Origin of the sequence: Paenibacillus antri (assembly GCF_005765165.1) — a bacterium.
GTDB lineage: Bacteria > Bacillota > Bacilli > Paenibacillales > YIM-B00363 > Paenibacillus_AE > Paenibacillus_AE antri.
The window spans coordinates 1-16,385 of the sequence record NZ_VCIW01000027.1 but is presented as its reverse complement, the minus strand read 5'-3'; the positions used below and the strand labels follow the sequence as shown (position 1 = coordinate 16,385).

At 56.3% G+C, this 16,385-nt stretch carries 14 protein-coding genes and 1 rRNA gene; 10 read left to right on the top strand and 5 right to left on the bottom strand.

Annotated features, from left to right (window positions below; translation table 11 throughout):
- Nucleotides 1-19: 19 nt before the first annotated feature.
- The 5 genes from mnmE to rpmH form a co-directional block, all read right to left on the bottom strand.
- Nucleotides 20-1,396 carry a tRNA uridine-5-carboxymethylaminomethyl(34) synthesis GTPase MnmE gene (gene mnmE, locus FE782_RS28120; RefSeq protein WP_138197737.1) on the bottom strand — a complete coding sequence of 459 codons (1,377 nt, stop codon included), beginning with the start codon at nucleotides 1,394-1,396 and terminating at the stop codon, nucleotides 20-22.
- A gap of 84 nt (nucleotides 1,397-1,480) precedes the next feature.
- A complete protein-coding gene (gene jag, locus FE782_RS28115) occupies nucleotides 1,481-2,194 on the bottom strand; it encodes an RNA-binding cell elongation regulator Jag/EloR (protein WP_138197681.1) in 714 nt (237 codons plus the stop codon).
- Nucleotides 2,121-2,924: a YidC/Oxa1 family membrane protein insertase gene (locus tag FE782_RS28110; protein ID WP_238392693.1), complete on the bottom strand. Its 804-nt coding sequence runs from the start codon at nucleotides 2,922-2,924 to the stop codon at nucleotides 2,121-2,123. Before FE782_RS28110 ends, jag begins: the two co-directional genes overlap by 74 nt.
- A 110-nt stretch (nucleotides 2,925-3,034) precedes the next feature.
- Nucleotides 3,035-3,394 carry a ribonuclease P protein component gene (rnpA, locus tag FE782_RS28105; RefSeq protein WP_138197679.1) on the bottom strand — a complete coding sequence of 120 codons (360 nt, stop codon included), beginning with the start codon at nucleotides 3,392-3,394 and terminating at the stop codon, nucleotides 3,035-3,037.
- Nucleotides 3,395-3,495: 101 nt separating this feature from the next.
- Complete coding sequence (gene rpmH, locus FE782_RS28100) at nucleotides 3,496-3,630, bottom strand: 50S ribosomal protein L34 (protein ID WP_138197678.1); 135 nt, start codon at nucleotides 3,628-3,630, stop codon at nucleotides 3,496-3,498.
- A gap of 507 nt (nucleotides 3,631-4,137) precedes the next feature.
- Between rpmH and dnaA the strand changes: the two genes are divergently transcribed.
- The 10 genes from dnaA to FE782_RS28050 form a co-directional block, all read left to right on the top strand.
- The gene (gene dnaA / locus FE782_RS28095; RefSeq protein WP_138197677.1) at nucleotides 4,138-5,499 is read left to right on the top strand and encodes a chromosomal replication initiator protein DnaA; all 1,362 of its coding nucleotides are present in this window, start codon (nucleotides 4,138-4,140) and stop codon (nucleotides 5,497-5,499) included.
- A 196-nt stretch (nucleotides 5,500-5,695) separates the two neighbouring features.
- Nucleotides 5,696-6,841, top strand: coding sequence for a DNA polymerase III subunit beta (gene dnaN / locus FE782_RS28090; protein WP_138197676.1), 1,146 nt, complete (start codon nucleotides 5,696-5,698; stop codon nucleotides 6,839-6,841).
- 28 nt (nucleotides 6,842-6,869) lie between these two features.
- On the top strand, nucleotides 6,870-7,079 hold the full coding sequence (yaaA, locus tag FE782_RS28085) for a S4 domain-containing protein YaaA (RefSeq protein ID WP_138197675.1): 210 nt from the start codon (nucleotides 6,870-6,872) through the stop codon (nucleotides 7,077-7,079).
- Nucleotides 7,076-8,197, top strand: a complete 1,122-nt coding sequence (recF, locus tag FE782_RS28080) for a DNA replication/repair protein RecF (protein WP_138197674.1) — start codon at nucleotides 7,076-7,078, stop codon at nucleotides 8,195-8,197. Before yaaA ends, recF begins: the two co-directional genes overlap by 4 nt.
- 30 nt (nucleotides 8,198-8,227) lie before the next feature.
- Nucleotides 8,228-8,476, top strand: a complete 249-nt coding sequence (remB, locus tag FE782_RS28075) for an extracellular matrix regulator RemB (RefSeq protein WP_138197673.1) — start codon at nucleotides 8,228-8,230, stop codon at nucleotides 8,474-8,476.
- A gap of 88 nt (nucleotides 8,477-8,564) precedes the next feature.
- A complete protein-coding gene (gene gyrB / locus FE782_RS28070; RefSeq protein WP_138197672.1) occupies nucleotides 8,565-10,478 on the top strand; it encodes a DNA topoisomerase (ATP-hydrolyzing) subunit B in 1,914 nt (637 codons plus the stop codon).
- A gap of 127 nt (nucleotides 10,479-10,605) precedes the next feature.
- Entirely contained in the window at nucleotides 10,606-11,904 is a 1,299-nt protein-coding gene (locus FE782_RS28065; protein WP_138197671.1) for an arsenic transporter, read from the top strand.
- A 236-nt stretch (nucleotides 11,905-12,140) separates the two neighbouring features.
- A complete protein-coding gene (gene gyrA / locus FE782_RS28060; protein WP_138197670.1) occupies nucleotides 12,141-14,621 on the top strand; it encodes a DNA gyrase subunit A in 2,481 nt (826 codons plus the stop codon).
- A 244-nt stretch (nucleotides 14,622-14,865) separates the two neighbouring features.
- Nucleotides 14,866-15,801, top strand: coding sequence for an HD-GYP domain-containing protein (locus tag FE782_RS28055; protein WP_338016919.1), 936 nt, complete (start codon nucleotides 14,866-14,868; stop codon nucleotides 15,799-15,801).
- Nucleotides 15,802-16,098: 297 nt separating this feature from the next.
- Nucleotides 16,099-16,385 (top strand): 16S ribosomal RNA (locus FE782_RS28050); the annotation flags it as partial.

The window sequence follows — 16,385 nt, the reverse complement described above, 5'->3', positions numbered from 1 at the left end:
TCCCTCCTCGAAAAATTTCTTACTTGCCCAAACAAAATTGCGAAAAAATTTGATCGATCAACGAATCGCTCACCGCGTCGCCGATCATCTCTCCTAGGTGTTCCCACGCGTTCCGCACGTCGATCTGCACCATATCGATCGGCATGAGCGCCGCGACGCCTTCGATCGCTTCCTGCAGGGAGGCCCTAGCTTTCTTCAATAAATGAATATGCCGCACGTTGCTGACATACGTAATATCGCCCGATTCGATCTTCCCGCTGAAAAACAAGGCGCCGATCGCCTTCTCGAGCCGTTCCAGTCCTTCTCCCTCTTTCGCCGAAAGACGCACGATCCGTTCGGCGGGAAGGCGTCGATACAACGCATCCATCTGAATATGCGTCGCCAAGTCCATTTTATTCACAATCAGAATCGTTTGTCGATCCTTGAGCTCCTCCAGGAGACTCTCTTCCTCGTCGGACAACGGTTCGTTGCCGTTCACCACGAACAAGATCAAATCCGCGGACGCGATCGCGCTCCGCGACCTCTCCACGCCGATGCGTTCCACGACGTCCGACGTCTCGCGGATGCCCGCCGTATCGAGCAGCTTCAGCGGAATGCCGCCGACCGTCACGTACTCCTCGATGACGTCGCGCGTCGTGCCGGGAATGTCGGTGACGATCGCCCGATTGTCCTGTGCCAGCGTATTGAGCAGCGACGACTTGCCCACGTTCGGCTTGCCGACGATCGCCGTCTCGATCCCTTCCCGAAGCAGCTTGCCTTGCTCTGCCGTTCGAAGCATCTCGTCGATCGCGCCGAGCGCGAATTCGCATTTCTCCCGAATGAAGGCGTTCGTCAGTTCTTCGACGTCGTGCTCCGGATAATCGATGTTCACCTCGATATGCGCCATCGTCTCCACTAACGTATGGCGAAGCGACTTCACCTTCCGCGACAACGCGCCGTCGACCTGCTTCAGCGCGATCGAGAACGCGCGATCGGACTTCGATCGAATCAGATCGATGACCGCTTCGGCCTGCGTCAAGTCGATGCGGCCGTTCAGGAACGCGCGCTTCGTGAATTCGCCCGGCTCGGCCAATCTCGCCCCGCCGTCGAGCAGCACGTCCAACACTTTCTTCACGGAGACGATGCCTCCGTGACAGCTCACTTCGACGACGTCCTCCGCCGTATACGAACGCGGACCGCGCATGACCGTCACCAACGCTTCTTCGATCCGCTCGCCGTCCGCCGGATTCACGACATGTCCGTATTGCACCGTATGGGATTCGACCTGCGACAGCTTCGTCTTCGACCGGAACGCCTTCTCCACGACGCCGACCGCATCCGGTCCGCTCACGCGAATGACCGCGATGCCGCCTTCGCCGAGCGGCGTCGCGATGGCCGCGATCGTATCTTCCGCCAACAACATAAGTTCACCCGCCTCTACAAAGCTCTCTAAACAAAAAGCAATGACTTAGACACCAAGTCATTGCCGGAATAAGACCCATTATGATTTCAATGCAATTACGATTCTACGATTCGGCTCTTCGCCCTTGCTGAACGTCTTCACCTTAGGATGATGTTGAAGCTTATAATGGATAATGCGCCGTTCATGCGAAGACATCGGCTCCAAGACGACTTCCTTCCGCGTGCGGACGACTTGGTTCGCGAGCCGCATCGACAGGTCTTCCAGCGTCTTCTTCCGCCGCTCGCGAAATCGCTCCGCATCGAGCACGATCCGAACGTGTTCGTCCGACAACCGATTCGCGTACACGTTAATCAGCGTCTGCATCGCATCCAGCGTCTGTCCCCGGCGGCCGATGAGCGCGCCGAGCTCTTTCCCCGTAACCTGGAAGACGATGTTGCCGTCTTCGTCCGTCGACGATTCGACCGAAGCGTCGATCCCCATCTCCCGGAGCGCGACGACGAGATACGACTTGGATCGCTCGATCGGATCCTCTCCGTTCGCGACCGGGTCGGTCGCCGCCGGCGCGATGTCCCGAGCGAGCGGCGCCGGCTCTGGCTTGCGAAGCGTCAACTCCACCTTCGCGTCCTTCGCTCCGAACAGTCCGAGCAATCCCTTGGACGGCTGCTCCAAGACGACGATCTCGACGTCCTTCTCCGTTGCGCCGAGCTCGGCAAGTCCTTTATTTACCGCGACGCTTACCGTTTTTCCGCTGCTGACCACCTTGGTTTTTTCGTTGTCCGCTCGTTTCGACATTTTTAACCGCCTCGCCTCTAAAGGAAGGTTTATAAATGAAGTACGACTGCACGATGGTGAAGATGTTGCTGTATACCCAGTACAGAACGAGCGCCGAAGGGAAAGACCACGACATGACCAAAATCAAGATCGGGAAGATGAACATGAGCATCTGCATGTTTTGCGGCATCTGCGCTTGCATCATCTTCTGCTGGAGGAACGTCGTGAGCGCCGCCAAAATCGGAAGCACGTAAATCGGGTCCGGCGAGCCGAGCTGCAACCACAAGAACGTGTTATCCCGGATATGCGTGTTGCCCAAGATCGACTGGTATAACGCGATCAAGACCGGCATCTGAATGAGCAGCGGGAAGCAGCCGCTGAGCGGGTTGACGCCGTGCTGCTGGAACAGCTTCATCGTCTCTTCCTGCTGCTTCTTCGGATCTGTCGCGTACTTCTGACGGAGTTCCTGCAGCTGCGGTTGAATCGCTTGCATTTGCTTCGAAGACTTATACTGTTTCAGCGTGAGAGGCAGGATAATCAACCGCACGATGATCGTGATGACCATGATGGCGAGTCCGTACTGGCCGAACATCGCGGCGGCCAACCAGTCCAGCGCATCGGATAAGGGACCGACGAAGTATCCGCCCCAGAAGCCTTCCCGATTGATGTCTAACGTAGTGCCCGTGCTGCAACCGGCAAGCAACAAAAACGGAGCGAGTAAGGCCCATTTCCAATGACGTCGAAGTAACAACGATAACCCTCCCAAGCGTATATATAAGGAAAATATCCATCGTATCGGGCGCACCAGGCGCGTCCGAAGGATCATCCTAAACTATATCATACATTTCGTACCATTGAAAATCATGGTTGTTTCCGAACCGGAGTCTGCAGCAGGTCCGCTCTCTTGAATACATGATGAATGCTCTTCTTCAGCATCGTATGATCAAGCTCCAACGCGGGCTTGCGCACGATGCACACGATATCGACGCGAGGCTTCATCAGCGGCTCCATCCGGCGGACGATCTCCTTGACGCGCCGGCGCATCCGGTTGCGCACGACCGCGTTGCCGACCTTCTTGCTTACGGACACGCCGAAGCGGAACGATTCCGCAGCCTGCGAATGCTTCACGTACACCACGAACTGATGATTCGCGGCCGCCTTGCCGTGTTTGAACACCTTCGCGAAGTCTTCTTTTTTTCGAAGTCGCAGCCTCTTCTGCACGAAAGCCGTGCCTCCTGACTCTTCATACTTATGTAGCCTTGACACAAACCGGCCGGAATAAACAAAAAGGACCACATGAAAGTGGTCCGGCTAGGCGTTGCTTATGCGCTGATTACTTTTCTACCCTTCAGACGGCGTGCGGCGAGGACTTTACGTCCGTTCTTCGTCGCCATCCGCTTGCGGAAACCGTGTACTTTCTTCCGCTTGCTCACGTTCGGCTTAAATGTCGGTCCCATCGGTCAACACCTCCTTGATCCTTTCCACTCCAAAAACAAAGCGCTTTTTCTATTTAACCATCCGACCCGCCCAAAGTCAAGAACAATCCACAATCCCGGGAGCCGCGCCACGATTCGTCGAAATCCGAGTTTGTGCATAACCTTTTCGCGTTTTCGTCCGATTTTGTCGAATTGTGAACAACATACGAACAGAAGGCAGGATTGTAAATAAAAGATGAATGAAAATAGTGAAAATGTGGATAACACCCGGAAACGCATTGAAACCCTTCACTCTTTTTGCTATATTGATATTGTTTTCGTTGTGAATAAACCCAAATTATCCTCCGATTTATCAACATGGTGTGGATAACATTGTGAACATTTTTCCCCGCTAAGGATAAGTTTATCCGACTACATGTACCTTATGTTGAAAACCATCGACGCGAATCCGATGCTTTCTACATAATTCGACGGGATTTCCGTCTTTTTTTTGTCATCATGCGCCGCCCTATAAGGAGTGAATCGATTGTGGACAACCAACCCACACAATTATGGCAGAGCGTTCTCCAATTGTTGCAATCGAGAGTGAGCCGCCCGAGCTTCGATACGTGGCTGAAATCGACGAAGGCTGCCGCTTTGACGGAGACGTCTCTGACCATCTGCGCGCCGAACAACTTCGCGAGGGAATGGCTCGAGAACCGATATACCCGTTTGATCCAGGCCGCCGTCCTGGAATGCACCGGTCAAGAGGTGGAAATTCGGATCGTGACGGAGGAGGAGCGCGACGCGGCGAACGCCGCGGCGCCGGCTCCGCAGCCTCCGAAGCGCCCCGCCCCGCCGGCCGAGCCGGTGTCGGTCGGGGGCTCGATGTTGAACGCGAAGTATACGTTCGATACGTTCGTCATCGGCGCGAACAATCGATTCGCCCACGCCGCGTCGCTCGCCGTCGCCGAGGCGCCGGCGAAAGCGTACAATCCGCTGTTTTTGTACGGCGGCGTCGGCCTCGGCAAGACGCACTTGATGCACGCGATCGGCCATTATATCGCGGAACATAATCCTAGCGCACGGGTGCTTTACATCTCGTCCGAGAAGTTCACGAACGAATTCATCAACGCCATTCGCGACAACCGCGGCGAGAGCTTCCGCAATAAATACCGAAATATCGACATTCTTCTTATAGACGATATTCAGTTTTTGGCGGGGAAAGAACAGACGCAGGAAGAATTTTTCCACACGTTCAACGCACTTCACGAAGAGCGCAAGCAGATCGTCATTTCGAGCGACCGCCCTCCGAAGGAAATTCCGACGCTGGAGGAACGGCTCCGATCCCGCTTCGAATGGGGATTGATCACCGACATTCAGCCGCCGGATCTCGAGACGCGAATCGCGATTCTTCGCAAGAAGGCCAAAGCCGAAAACCTGGATATTCCGAACGAAGCGATGATGTATATCGCGAATCAGATCGATACGAACATCCGCGAGCTGGAAGGCGCGCTCATCCGCGTCGTCGCCTACTCGTCTTTGATCAATCAAGACATTAGCGTTCATCTGGCCGCGGAAGCGCTCAAGGACATCATTCCGAACTCCCGCAACCGGGTCGTGACGATTCAGGACATTCAGCAGCGCGTCGGGGAATTTTACGGTATGAAGTCGGAGGATTTCAAAGCGAGGAAACGGACGAAAAACGTCGCCTTCCCGAGACAGATCGCTATGTACTTGTCCAGAGAGCTGACCGACCACTCGCTGCCGAAGATCGGCGAGGCGTTCGGCGGGCGCGACCATACGACGGTCATCCACGCCCACGATAAAATTTCGGGCATGCTGCAGCAGGATCAGGAGCTGTTCAAAATTTTGCAATCGATTCGCGAGAAAATAAAAAATCCGTCATAATTCGCGCTTATTCGCATAACCCTGAATAACTTCGACAAACGATTGAAGCCTATACACACTTTATGCACATGTGGATAGGCTTCAATTTCCGTTTATATTCGACTTATCCACATATTCTTGGCCCCTACTACTATGACTACGATTTAAAAAAAGATATTATTACTACTATGTACCCTTTTTTGGAGAGTGAACCCCTTTGAAAATCACGATACAAAAACAACAACTGAACGAATCGATTCAAGACGTTAGTAAAGCCATATCCAGCCGGACGACGATTCCGATCCTGACCGGCATCAAGATCGAAGCGAACTCCACCGGCGTCACGATGACGGCCAGCGATACCGATATTTCGATCCAGGCGTTCATTCCTGCCGAAATCGACGGAGAACGCATCATCTCCATCGAGCGTTCCGGCAGCGTCGTCGTGCCGGCGAAGTTTTTCGTCGACATCGTTCGCAAGCTTCCGGCTTCGGACGTCCACATGGAAGTCGGCGACCAATTCAAAATCGTGATCCAATCCGGTTCTACCGAAATTCAATTGGCGGGTCTGGATCCCGAAGAATATCCGCTGCTGCCGCGATTGGCGGAAAACCAGACGTTGTCGATGCCGAGCGAAGTGCTCCGATCGATGATCCGACAGGTCGCCTTCGCCGTATCGACGAACGAGGCGACCCCTGTGCTGACAGGCGTCCTGTGGACGCTCGACTCGGGCAAGCTCAAGTTCGTCGCGACGGACCGTCACCGCTTGTCCAGCATCGAACGGCCGATCGACTGCCCGCCGGAATTAAGATTTCATAATATTGTGATTTCAGGAAAAAACTTAAACGAGTTGGGCAAAATTTTGCCGGAGCAAAACACGCTCATCGACATCGTCGTCGCGGACAACCAAGTGCTGTTCCGCACCGGGAACATCTTGTTCTTCTCGCGGATTCTCGACGGCACGTATCCGGACACGTCGAAGATCATTCCTCAGTCGTACAAGACCGAGGCCGTATTCGCCGCGAAGCCGCTCGCCGACGCGATCGATCGCGCATACTTGCTGTCCCGCGAAGAGAAGACGAACATCGTCCGATTGACGACGGCCGAAGACGAGCGCTCGGTCGAAATCTCATCGAGCTCTTCGGAGCTCGGACGCGTCACCGAGCAGCTGCCGGTGGAGTCGTTAAGCGGCGAACCGCTCAAAATTTCGTTCAACTCGAAATACATTCTCGACGTGCTCAAGGTAACCGAGGACGATTCCATCCGGATCGGCTTTACCGGCGCCATGAGCCCGATGATTTTGCGTCCGGCGGACGACGGAGGCATTCTGCACCTCATTCTGCCGTACCGCACCACGACTTAATCGCAAATCCGGAGGAGATCTTCCGCACATGAAACAAGTACAGATCGGCACGGAATACATTACGCTCGGGCAGATGCTGAAGCTGAGCGATATTATCGACTCGGGCGGCCAGGCGAAAGCGTTCCTCGCGGAGGCGACCATTCTGGTGAACGGCGAACCCGATAACCGGCGCGGGCGAAAGCTGTACCGCGGCGATCGGGTCCGCGTCCAAGGGCACGGGGAATTCGAAATCGTATGAAGGTTTCGACCCTCTCCCTCCGGAACTATCGGAATTATCCCGCGGTGGACCTCGCGACCGATCACCGCGTGAACGTCTTCATCGGGCAGAACGCCCAAGGCAAAACCAACCTGCTCGAAGCGATCTATATGCTCGCGCTGACGAAATCCCACCGGACGTCCAAGGACAAGGAACTGATCCGGTGGGGCGAAACTCACGCCGTGCTTTCGGCCGGGACGGTCCGCAAGTACGGCGATTGCCGTCTTCAGCTCGATATTACGAACCAAGGCAAGAAGGCGCGCGTGAACGGGCTCGAGCAGCGGAAGCTGAGCGAATATATCGGCACGTTGAACGTCGTGCTGTTCGCGCCGGAAGACTTGGAAATCGTGAAAGGCTCCCCCGGCGTTCGAAGAAGATTTCTAGATATGGAGATCGCTCAGGTGCATCCCTCCTATCTCCATTCGCTGAACCAATATCATAAAGTGTTGGTGCAGCGGAACAATTTCCTCAAGAGCGGCAACGCGCACAAGTCGACGAACGAACCGCTGATGGCCGTGTGGAACGAACAATTGGCGACGTACGGTTCTAAAATCATGACAAGAAGGCAAGGCTTTATAGCAAAACTCCAAACGTGGGCGGAATCGATCCACCGGGGCATTACCGGAGGCTCGGAGCGGCTCGAAATCGGGTATTTGCCTTCCGTGGAAATGCAGGGCATGGAAGAAGAAACTGTCTTATTCGATCGATTTATGATAAAGTTAACACAGGCGAAGGAGCAGGAGCTGCGCAGGGGAGCGACGTTGGTCGGTCCTCATCGCGACGATTTGTCGTTCCGCATTAACGGGAAGGACGCGTACAGCTTCGGATCGCAAGGTCAGCAGCGAACGACGGCCTTGTCCCTGAAGCTGGCGGAGATCGAGCTCATCCAACAGGAAACCGGAGAATACCCGGTGCTGTTGCTTGACGACGTACTGTCGGAGCTGGACCGTCATCGCCAGACCCAGCTGATCGAGACGTTCCGCTCGAAGGTGCAGACGTTCATCACGACGACGGGCGTCGAGGGCATTCGCATGGAGACGCTGGACGACGTCAAGCTGTTCCATGTGAGCGAGGGCGCCGTCGGCGAGGAGCCGAGCTAGTCGTTTACTTGGGGAGAGGGGTGTTACGAGATGTTCATTCATCTGGGCGGGGAGAAAATCATTCGCGCTTCGGAGCTGATCGCCATATTCGACGTGTCGATCGAGGCTTCTTCTAAGATTTCCAAGGGCTTCGTCGCGCAAGCCGTGAAAGACAAGCGGACCGAAGCGATCGGCGAGGAAGAACCGAAATCGCTCGTCGTCACCGTAGACAAGGTCTACTATTCCCCTATCTCCTCCGCGACGCTGAAGAAGCGGGCGCATCAGCCGTTGGCGTTATAGGTAACCGTCCCGCAGCGTTACGATTCAATCGAATTCATATATAGATATCTCTTTTGCGTCGGAAGCAAACTCGATGGAGTGATGAGCAATGTCAGTCAACCAGCACACATACGACGAGAACCAGATCCAGGTGCTCGAGGGCTTGGAGGCGGTGCGCAAGCGGCCGGGGATGTACATCGGTTCGACGAGCGGCCGCGGTTTGCACCATCTGGTATGGGAAGTCGTCGACAACAGTATCGACGAGGCGTTAGCCGGCGTCTGCGATAAAATCGAGGTCATCGTCCACAAGGACAATTCCGTTACCGTCATCGACAACGGCCGCGGCATTCCGGTCGGCGAGCATCCGAAGCTGAAGCGCTCCACGCTCGAGGTCGTCTTGACCGTGCTTCACGCCGGCGGCAAATTCGGCGGGGAAGATTCCGGTTATAAGGTGTCCGGCGGGCTTCACGGCGTCGGCATCTCCGTCGTGAACGCGTTGTCGGCGCATGTGATCGTCACCTCCAAGCGGGAAGGGAAAATCCACCGCCAAGAGTTCCGCAGAGGCGTGCCGCAATACGATCTGCAGGTCATCGGGGAAACCGAGGAGCACGGCACGACCGTTACGTTCTTGCCGGATCCGGAAATTTTCACCGAGACGACGGAATACGAGTACGATATCTTGCAATCTCGTTTAAGAGAATTGGCGTTCCTTAACGCGGGCATCGAGATCGTGCTGCGCGACGAGCGGACCGACGTCGAAAATACGTACCATGCCGAAGGCGGCATCGCCACGTTCGTCGAGTGGCTCAACCGCAACCGGGAGCCGCTGCATGTGCCGATCTTCGTCGAAGGCCGCAAGGATCAGATTCAGGTCGAGATCGCGCTGCAATATAACGACAGCTATACCGAGACGTTGTATTCGTTCGCGAACAACATCAATACGCACGAGGGCGGGACGCACGAATCCGGCTTCAAGAGCGCCCTGACGCGCGTGATCAACGAATATTCGCGCCGGACGGGCCTCATGAAGGAGAGCGAGTCGAACCTGACGGGCGAGGACGTGCGCGAAGGAATTACGGCGATTATTTCCGTGAAGATCCCGGAGCCGCAGTTCGAAGGCCAGACGAAGACGAAGCTCGGCAACAGCGAGGTGCGCGGCATCGTCGAATCGATGTTCGCCGAGAAGTTCACCGAATTCATGAACGAGAACCCGAGCGTGGCGAAGCGCGTCGTCGAGAAGTCGCTGCAGGCGGCCCGCGCCCGCGAAGCGGCGCGCAAGGCGCGCGAGCTGACGCGGCGTAAATCAGCCCTCGAGGTCAGCTCGCTGCCGGGCAAGCTCGCCGACTGCTCGTCGAAGGACGCTTCCATCTCCGAGCTGTACATCGTCGAGGGCGACTCCGCCGGCGGCTCCGCGAAGCAGGGCCGGGACCGGCACTTCCAGGCGATCCTGCCGCTGCGCGGGAAAATCTTGAACGTCGAGAAGGCGCGGCTCGACCGCATTCTCGGCAACGCGGAAATCCGCGCGATCATAACGGCGCTCGGCACGGGCATCGGCGAAGATTTCGACATCGCCAAAGCTCGGTACCACAAGATCATCATCATGACCGACGCCGACGTCGACGGCGCGCATATCCGAACGTTGCTGCTCACCTTCTTCTACCGGTACATGCGGCAGATCATCGACAACGGCTACATCTACATCGCGCAGCCGCCGCTGTATAAGGTCGAGAAAAACAAAGTGATCCGCTACGCGTACAACGAGAAGCAGCGGGACCAAATTTTGGCCGAATTCGGCGAAGGCACGAAGCCGAACGTGCAGCGCTACAAGGGTCTCGGCGAGATGAATCCGGGCCAGCTGTGGGAGACGACGATGGATCCCGACAGCCGTACGCTGCTGCAAGTATCGATTCAGGACGCCGCGCGCGCGGACGAAATCTTCGATACGCTGATGGGCGACGCCGTCGAACCGCGCAGAGATTTCATCCAACAGCACGCGAAGTACGTCAAGAACTTGGACGTGTAACTTGATCGACGAGGTCGCTTCCCGAAGAGCATTCTTTCGGGAGGCGGCCTTTTTATTGCGGTTATCCTCCCCATGAATAAGCCGTCAAAATTCCGCTTGCTGCGATTAACGGAGGTTTCGAATCCGCATGCTTACCGCTGCCGCAATTATTATTTTCCTAGTCACCCTTCTCTTCGTCATCTGGCAGCCCAGAGGGCTTGGCATCGGATGGTCCGCCGCGGGAGGAGCCGCGCTCGCCCTGGCGACCGGCGTCGTCAGCCTGAGCGACGTAGGCGAAGTGACGGCCATCGTCTGGAACGCCACGCTCGCGTTCGTCGCGATCATCGTCATCTCGATGCTGTTGGACGAGGTCGGCTTCTTCGAATGGTCCGCCCTGCACATGGCGCGGCTGGCGCGCGGCCGAGGGCTTCGCATGTTCGTCTACATCGTCTTGTTGGGCGCTGCCGTGTCCGCCTTCTTCGCGAACGACGGCGCGGCGCTCATCTTGACGCCGATCGTGCTCGCGATGGTGCGAGCGCTCCGATTCGACGCGAAGATGGTCATCCCGTTCGTCATGGCGAGCGGTTTTATTTCCGATACGACTTCCCTGCCGTTCATCATCAGCAATCTTGTGAACATCGTCTCGGCGGACGTGTTCGGCATCGGATTTCTCGAATACGCGAGTCGGATGTTCGTCCCCAATCTCGTTTCGCTGGCGGCTAGCCTCGCCGTGCTCGTGTTGTTTTTCCGAACGTCGATTCCTCCCTCCTACGACGCCGACGACTTGACGACTCCGGCGGACGCCATCAAGGATCAACGTTTATTCTACTGGTCATGGTTCATTCTCGCCGCGTTGTTCGGATTATTCCTGGCCAGCGAATTCATTCGTCTTCCCGCGTCGCTCATCATCGGCGGGATGGCGGCGATATTTCTGATCGCGGCCCGAAGCAGTCGAGCGGTTCGCCCGATGCGAATCATGAACAATGCGCCATGGTCGATCGTCGTATTTTCCATAGGCATGTATGTAGTCGTCTATGGGCTGCGGAACGCCGGGCTAATGGATCTGCTGGCGGGGGCGATCGAATGGATGGCCGGCTACGGGTTGCTCGCGGCGACGGTCGGGATGGGCGTGCTCGCCGCTCTCCTCTCCTCCGTCATGAACAACCTGCCGACGGTCATGATCGACGCGCTCGCCATTCAAGTTTCCGAGACGGACGGCGTCATCCGGGAGGCGCTCGTGTACGCGAACGTCATCGGCTCCGACCTCGGGCCGAAGTTCACGCCGATCGGGTCGCTTGCGACGCTGCTCTGGCTGCACGTGCTCGCGAAGAAAGACGTCGCGATCTCCTGGGTGTACTATTGCAAGGTCGGATTCCTGCTCACCTTGCCCACGTTATTGATAACGCTGCTAGGGCTGTACGCTTGGTTGGCGCTCATTTCCGGGTAAAGTGCTCGTCATTCGCGAATCGGGCATAAACATTTCCGGTCATCTCCGATCCTCGCGTTACGAAGCGAGAATCCGCCGATTCGTTCAAGAAGGCGAATAGCGTGTCGTTCCGCGATTCGCCGACAAGCGGCGAGTCGCGTTTTTTCATTTTCCCGGGCATAAAATTATGAAAATTGTTTCACGTAATGTTATAATAAATAGGTTAAGTAAGCGAAAAGTGTGTCGGGAGGATCAGCATGTCGGACGAAAGATTACAATCTATCCAAGAACGCGATATCGGGACGGAAATGCGCACATCGTTCATGGACTACGCGATGAGCATTATCGTCAGCCGCGCCCTTCCTGACGTTCGAGACGGGCTGAAGCCCGTGCATAGAAGAATCCTGTACGCGATGTCGGAGCTCGGCATGTCGCCGGACAAGCCGTTCAAGAAATCCGCGCGGATCGTCGGCGAAGTCATCGGCAAGTATCACCCGCACGGCGATTCCGCCGTGTACGAGACGATGGTCCGCATGGCGCAGGACTTCTCGCTTCGCTATATGCTCGTCGACGGCCACGGCAACTTCGGCTCGATCGACGGCGACGCGGCGGCTGCGATGCGGTATACGGAGGCCAGACTGTCGAAGATCGCGATGGAGCTGCTTCGCGATATCAATAAAGAGACGATCGACTTCGCGCCGAACTACGACGGCGAGGAGATCGAGCCTACGGTGCTTCCCGCCCGGTTCCCGAACTTGCTCGTCAACGGGGTGTCCGGCATCGCGGTCGGCATGGCGACGAACATCCCGCCGCATAATCTCGGCGAAGTGATCGACGGCGCGCTCATGCTCATCCGGAATCCGGAGGCGACGCCGATGGACTTGATGTCCGTCATCAAGGGCCCGGACTTCCCTACCGGCGGTTTCATCTTGGGCCGAGAAGGCATTCGCCAGGCGTACGCGACGGGCCGCGGCTCGGTCACGATGCGCGCGCGCGCCGAGATCGAGGAAGTGAACGGCAAGGCGCGCATCATCGTCGGCGAGCTGCCGTACCAGGTCATCAAGGCGAAGCTGATCGAGAAGATCGCGGAGCTCGTGCGCGAGAAGCGCATCGAGGGCATCACGGACCTGCGCGACGAATCGGACCGCAACGGCATGCGCATCGTAATCGAGCTGCGCAAGGACGTCAATCCGAAAGTCATCTTGAACAACTTGTATAAGCAGACGTCGATGCAGCTGAACTTCGGCATCAACATGCTCGCGCTCGTGAACGGCGAACCGAAGATCTTGAACATTCGCGACGCGCTGCATCACTATATCCAGCACCAGATCGAAGTCATTCGCCGCCGGACGGAGTACGACCTCAAGAAGGCGCGCGCTAGGGCGCACATTCTCGAAGGTCTCCGCATCGCGCTCGATCATCTGGACGAGGTCATCGCCCTGATTCGCGCTTCCCGTACGACGGAAGAAGCCCGCGAAGGGTTGATGTCGCGCTTCGGCTTGTCCGAGGAGCAATCGCAGGCGATTCTCGACATGCGTCTCCAGCGCCTCACGGGGTTGGAGCGCGAGAAGATCGAGAACGAATACGCGGAGCTCGTGAAGAAGATCGCCGAATACGAGGCGATTCTGGCGGACCAGCAGCTCGTGCTGAACATTATCGCGGAAGAGCTGACCGAAATTCGGGAGCGGTTCGCGGACGAGCGCCGCACCGAAATTACGATCGGCGAAGAGGCGATTCTGGACGAAGACTTGATCCCGCAGGACGAAGTGCTGATCACGATCTCGCATACGGGCTACATCAAGCGCATTCCGGTAGCGGCCTACCGCAGCCAGAAGCGCGGCGGCCGCGGCGTCATCGGCATGGATACGAAGGACGACGACTTCGTCGAGCATCTGTTCGTTACGAATACGCATAATTACTTGTTGTTCGTCACGAACAAGGGCAAGGCGTATCGCCTGAAGGCGTACGAGGTGCCGGAGCTCGGGCGCACCGCCCGCGGCACGCCGGTCATCAATCTGATCCAGATCGAGCAAGGCGAACGCGTCAGCGCGGTCATCCCGATCAAAGACGTCGGCGAGTCCGATAAGTACCTCTTCTTCGCGACGAAGCACGGCATCGTGAAGAAGACGCCGCTCAGCGACTTCTCGAACATTCGGAAGGTCGGTCTCATCGCGCTTGTGCTTCGCGACGACGACGAGCTGGTCGGCGTGCGCCTGACGGACGGCGAACGGCAGATCGTCATGGGCACGAAGCAAGGCATGTCCATTCGCTTCCCGGAAGCGGAAGTTCGCGCCATGGGGCGCGCCGCGACCGGCGTGAAGGGCATCACCTTGTCCGAAGACGACGAGGTGATCGATATGGACGTCGTCGAGGAGCATGACGACGTGTTGATCGTTACGTCCAAGGGCTACGGCAAGCGGACGCCGATGAACGAGTATCGTATCCAGTCTCGCGGCGGCAAAGGCATCAAGACGCTGAACATCACGTCGAAGAACGGTACGGTCGTCGGTCTGAAGGTCGTACGCGAAAACCAGGACTTGATGATTATTACCGAATCCGGCACCGTCATTCGAACGAGTATGGAAGGGATCTCCACCATGGGTAGAAATACTCAGGGCGTAAGGTTGATTCATACGCGCGAGGACGACGAGGTCGCAACGGTGACGCAGGTCGAACGAGGCGAAGACGAAGACGAGCAAGATCTCGACGAGACTGGCATGTCGGGGGCAGAAGAATAATATTTATTAAAGGATTGGGCTTTCATGCCAATCCTTTTTGCTTTATAATTGGGTGCATCCCCAATTTCGGGGGCTTGAAGTCGGTGGAACAAGCGAGGGAAGTCTAATGGTCACGGTAGCCGTATCCGTGCTGAAATCCGGAGAACGTCTAGTGGAAGAAGTTCGAACGTCGCTAGGTGGCCTTTTGCTCGAAAAGGGAAAGGTTATTAGTACTAGAGACCTAGAAGTATTAAAGGCATTTCTCGTGAAATACGTTGCGATCGAAGCGAAGCTGGACGAGAACGGTCAGGAATCGGCCGACGATGCGCCTCCCTCCAATTTCGTCTCGAACGAATTGGCTTTATTTTATCAAGCGTACGACGGACTTTATCAAATTTTAAAGAAGGCGTATCGCGTCATCAGCGCGGGAAGCGACAAGCTTCCGCTGCTCGAGATGCGGACGCAGTTGGAGCAATTGCTCGGATATATCGATTGCTATAACCCGCTGACGTTCACCGCGCGCAGGTCCGGTCCGGACGATTACTTAATTCATAACGGGATTATGGTCGGCCTCACCTCCTACCTGCTCGCCCGTTGGCAAGGGTATCAACAGAAGGATTGGATTCCGATCGCATTCGCGGGCATTCTCCACGATATCGGCACGATGCGGATCGACGACGCGATCTTGCAGAAGCCTTCGAAGCTGACGGCGGCGGAGTTCGAGGAGTTAAAGAAGCACACGATTATCGGGTACAACATCCTGAAGAATATCGCGGGTCTGAACGAGGGCGTCAAGCTGAGCGCGCTGCAGCATCACGAACGCCATGACGGTTCGGGATACCCGCTCGGCGTGAAAGGCGACAAAATTCACGCGTATGCGAAGCTCGTAGCCGTCACGGACGTATTTCACGCGATGACGACGAGCCGGCAGTACAAAAAGGCCTCCTCCCCCTATCTCGTCTTGGAGGAGCTCATGAAGGAAGCGTTCGGCCGTCTGGAGCCGACGCTCGTGCAGACGTTCATCAATAAGCTGACGTCGTTCCATAACGGGACCGTCGTACGCCTGAACGACGGAGCCGTCGCGGAGATCGTATTTACCGATCGAAGCAATCCGACGCGGCCGATGGTCAACATTAACGGAACGATCGTCAACTTGGCGGTGGCGCGCGACCGTTTTATCCAGGACGTTATTTCGAATTAAGCTGCGAAGGGTTCGGCGATTCGGCCGGGCCCTTCTTCTATTTCTGCTTCCAGAAATTGTTTTTTTACCCTCGGTTTTAAACGTGATATATTATTCATCCGCCAGTCGAAACGAACGAATGCGGCGGGCAAGGAAATAAAGTTGTTGCATTTGTTGGGCGAACGTGATAGGATATGAAAGTCGCTGATTTGAAACGGCGATGAACGAGAAAAGCTTGCTCCTTGAAAACTGAACATGAGCGCATATGCTTAAGTAAGAAATGCTAGCTTGTAATGAGCGCAGTATATTGAACTACCCTTTTTGGAGAGTTTGATCCTGGCTCAGGACGAACGCTGGCGGCGTGCCTAATACATGCAAGTCGAGCGGAGTGTTCCCTTCGGGGTTCACTTAGCGGCGGACGGGTGAGTAACACGTAGGCAACCTGCCCATAAGACCGGGATAACTGGCGGAAACGCCTGCTAATACCGGATAATCGATTCGCTCGCCTGAGCGAATCGTGAAAGATGCTTCGGCATCGCTTGTGGATGGGCCTGCGGCGCATTAGCTAGTTGGCGGGGTAACGGCCCACCAAGGCGACGATGCGT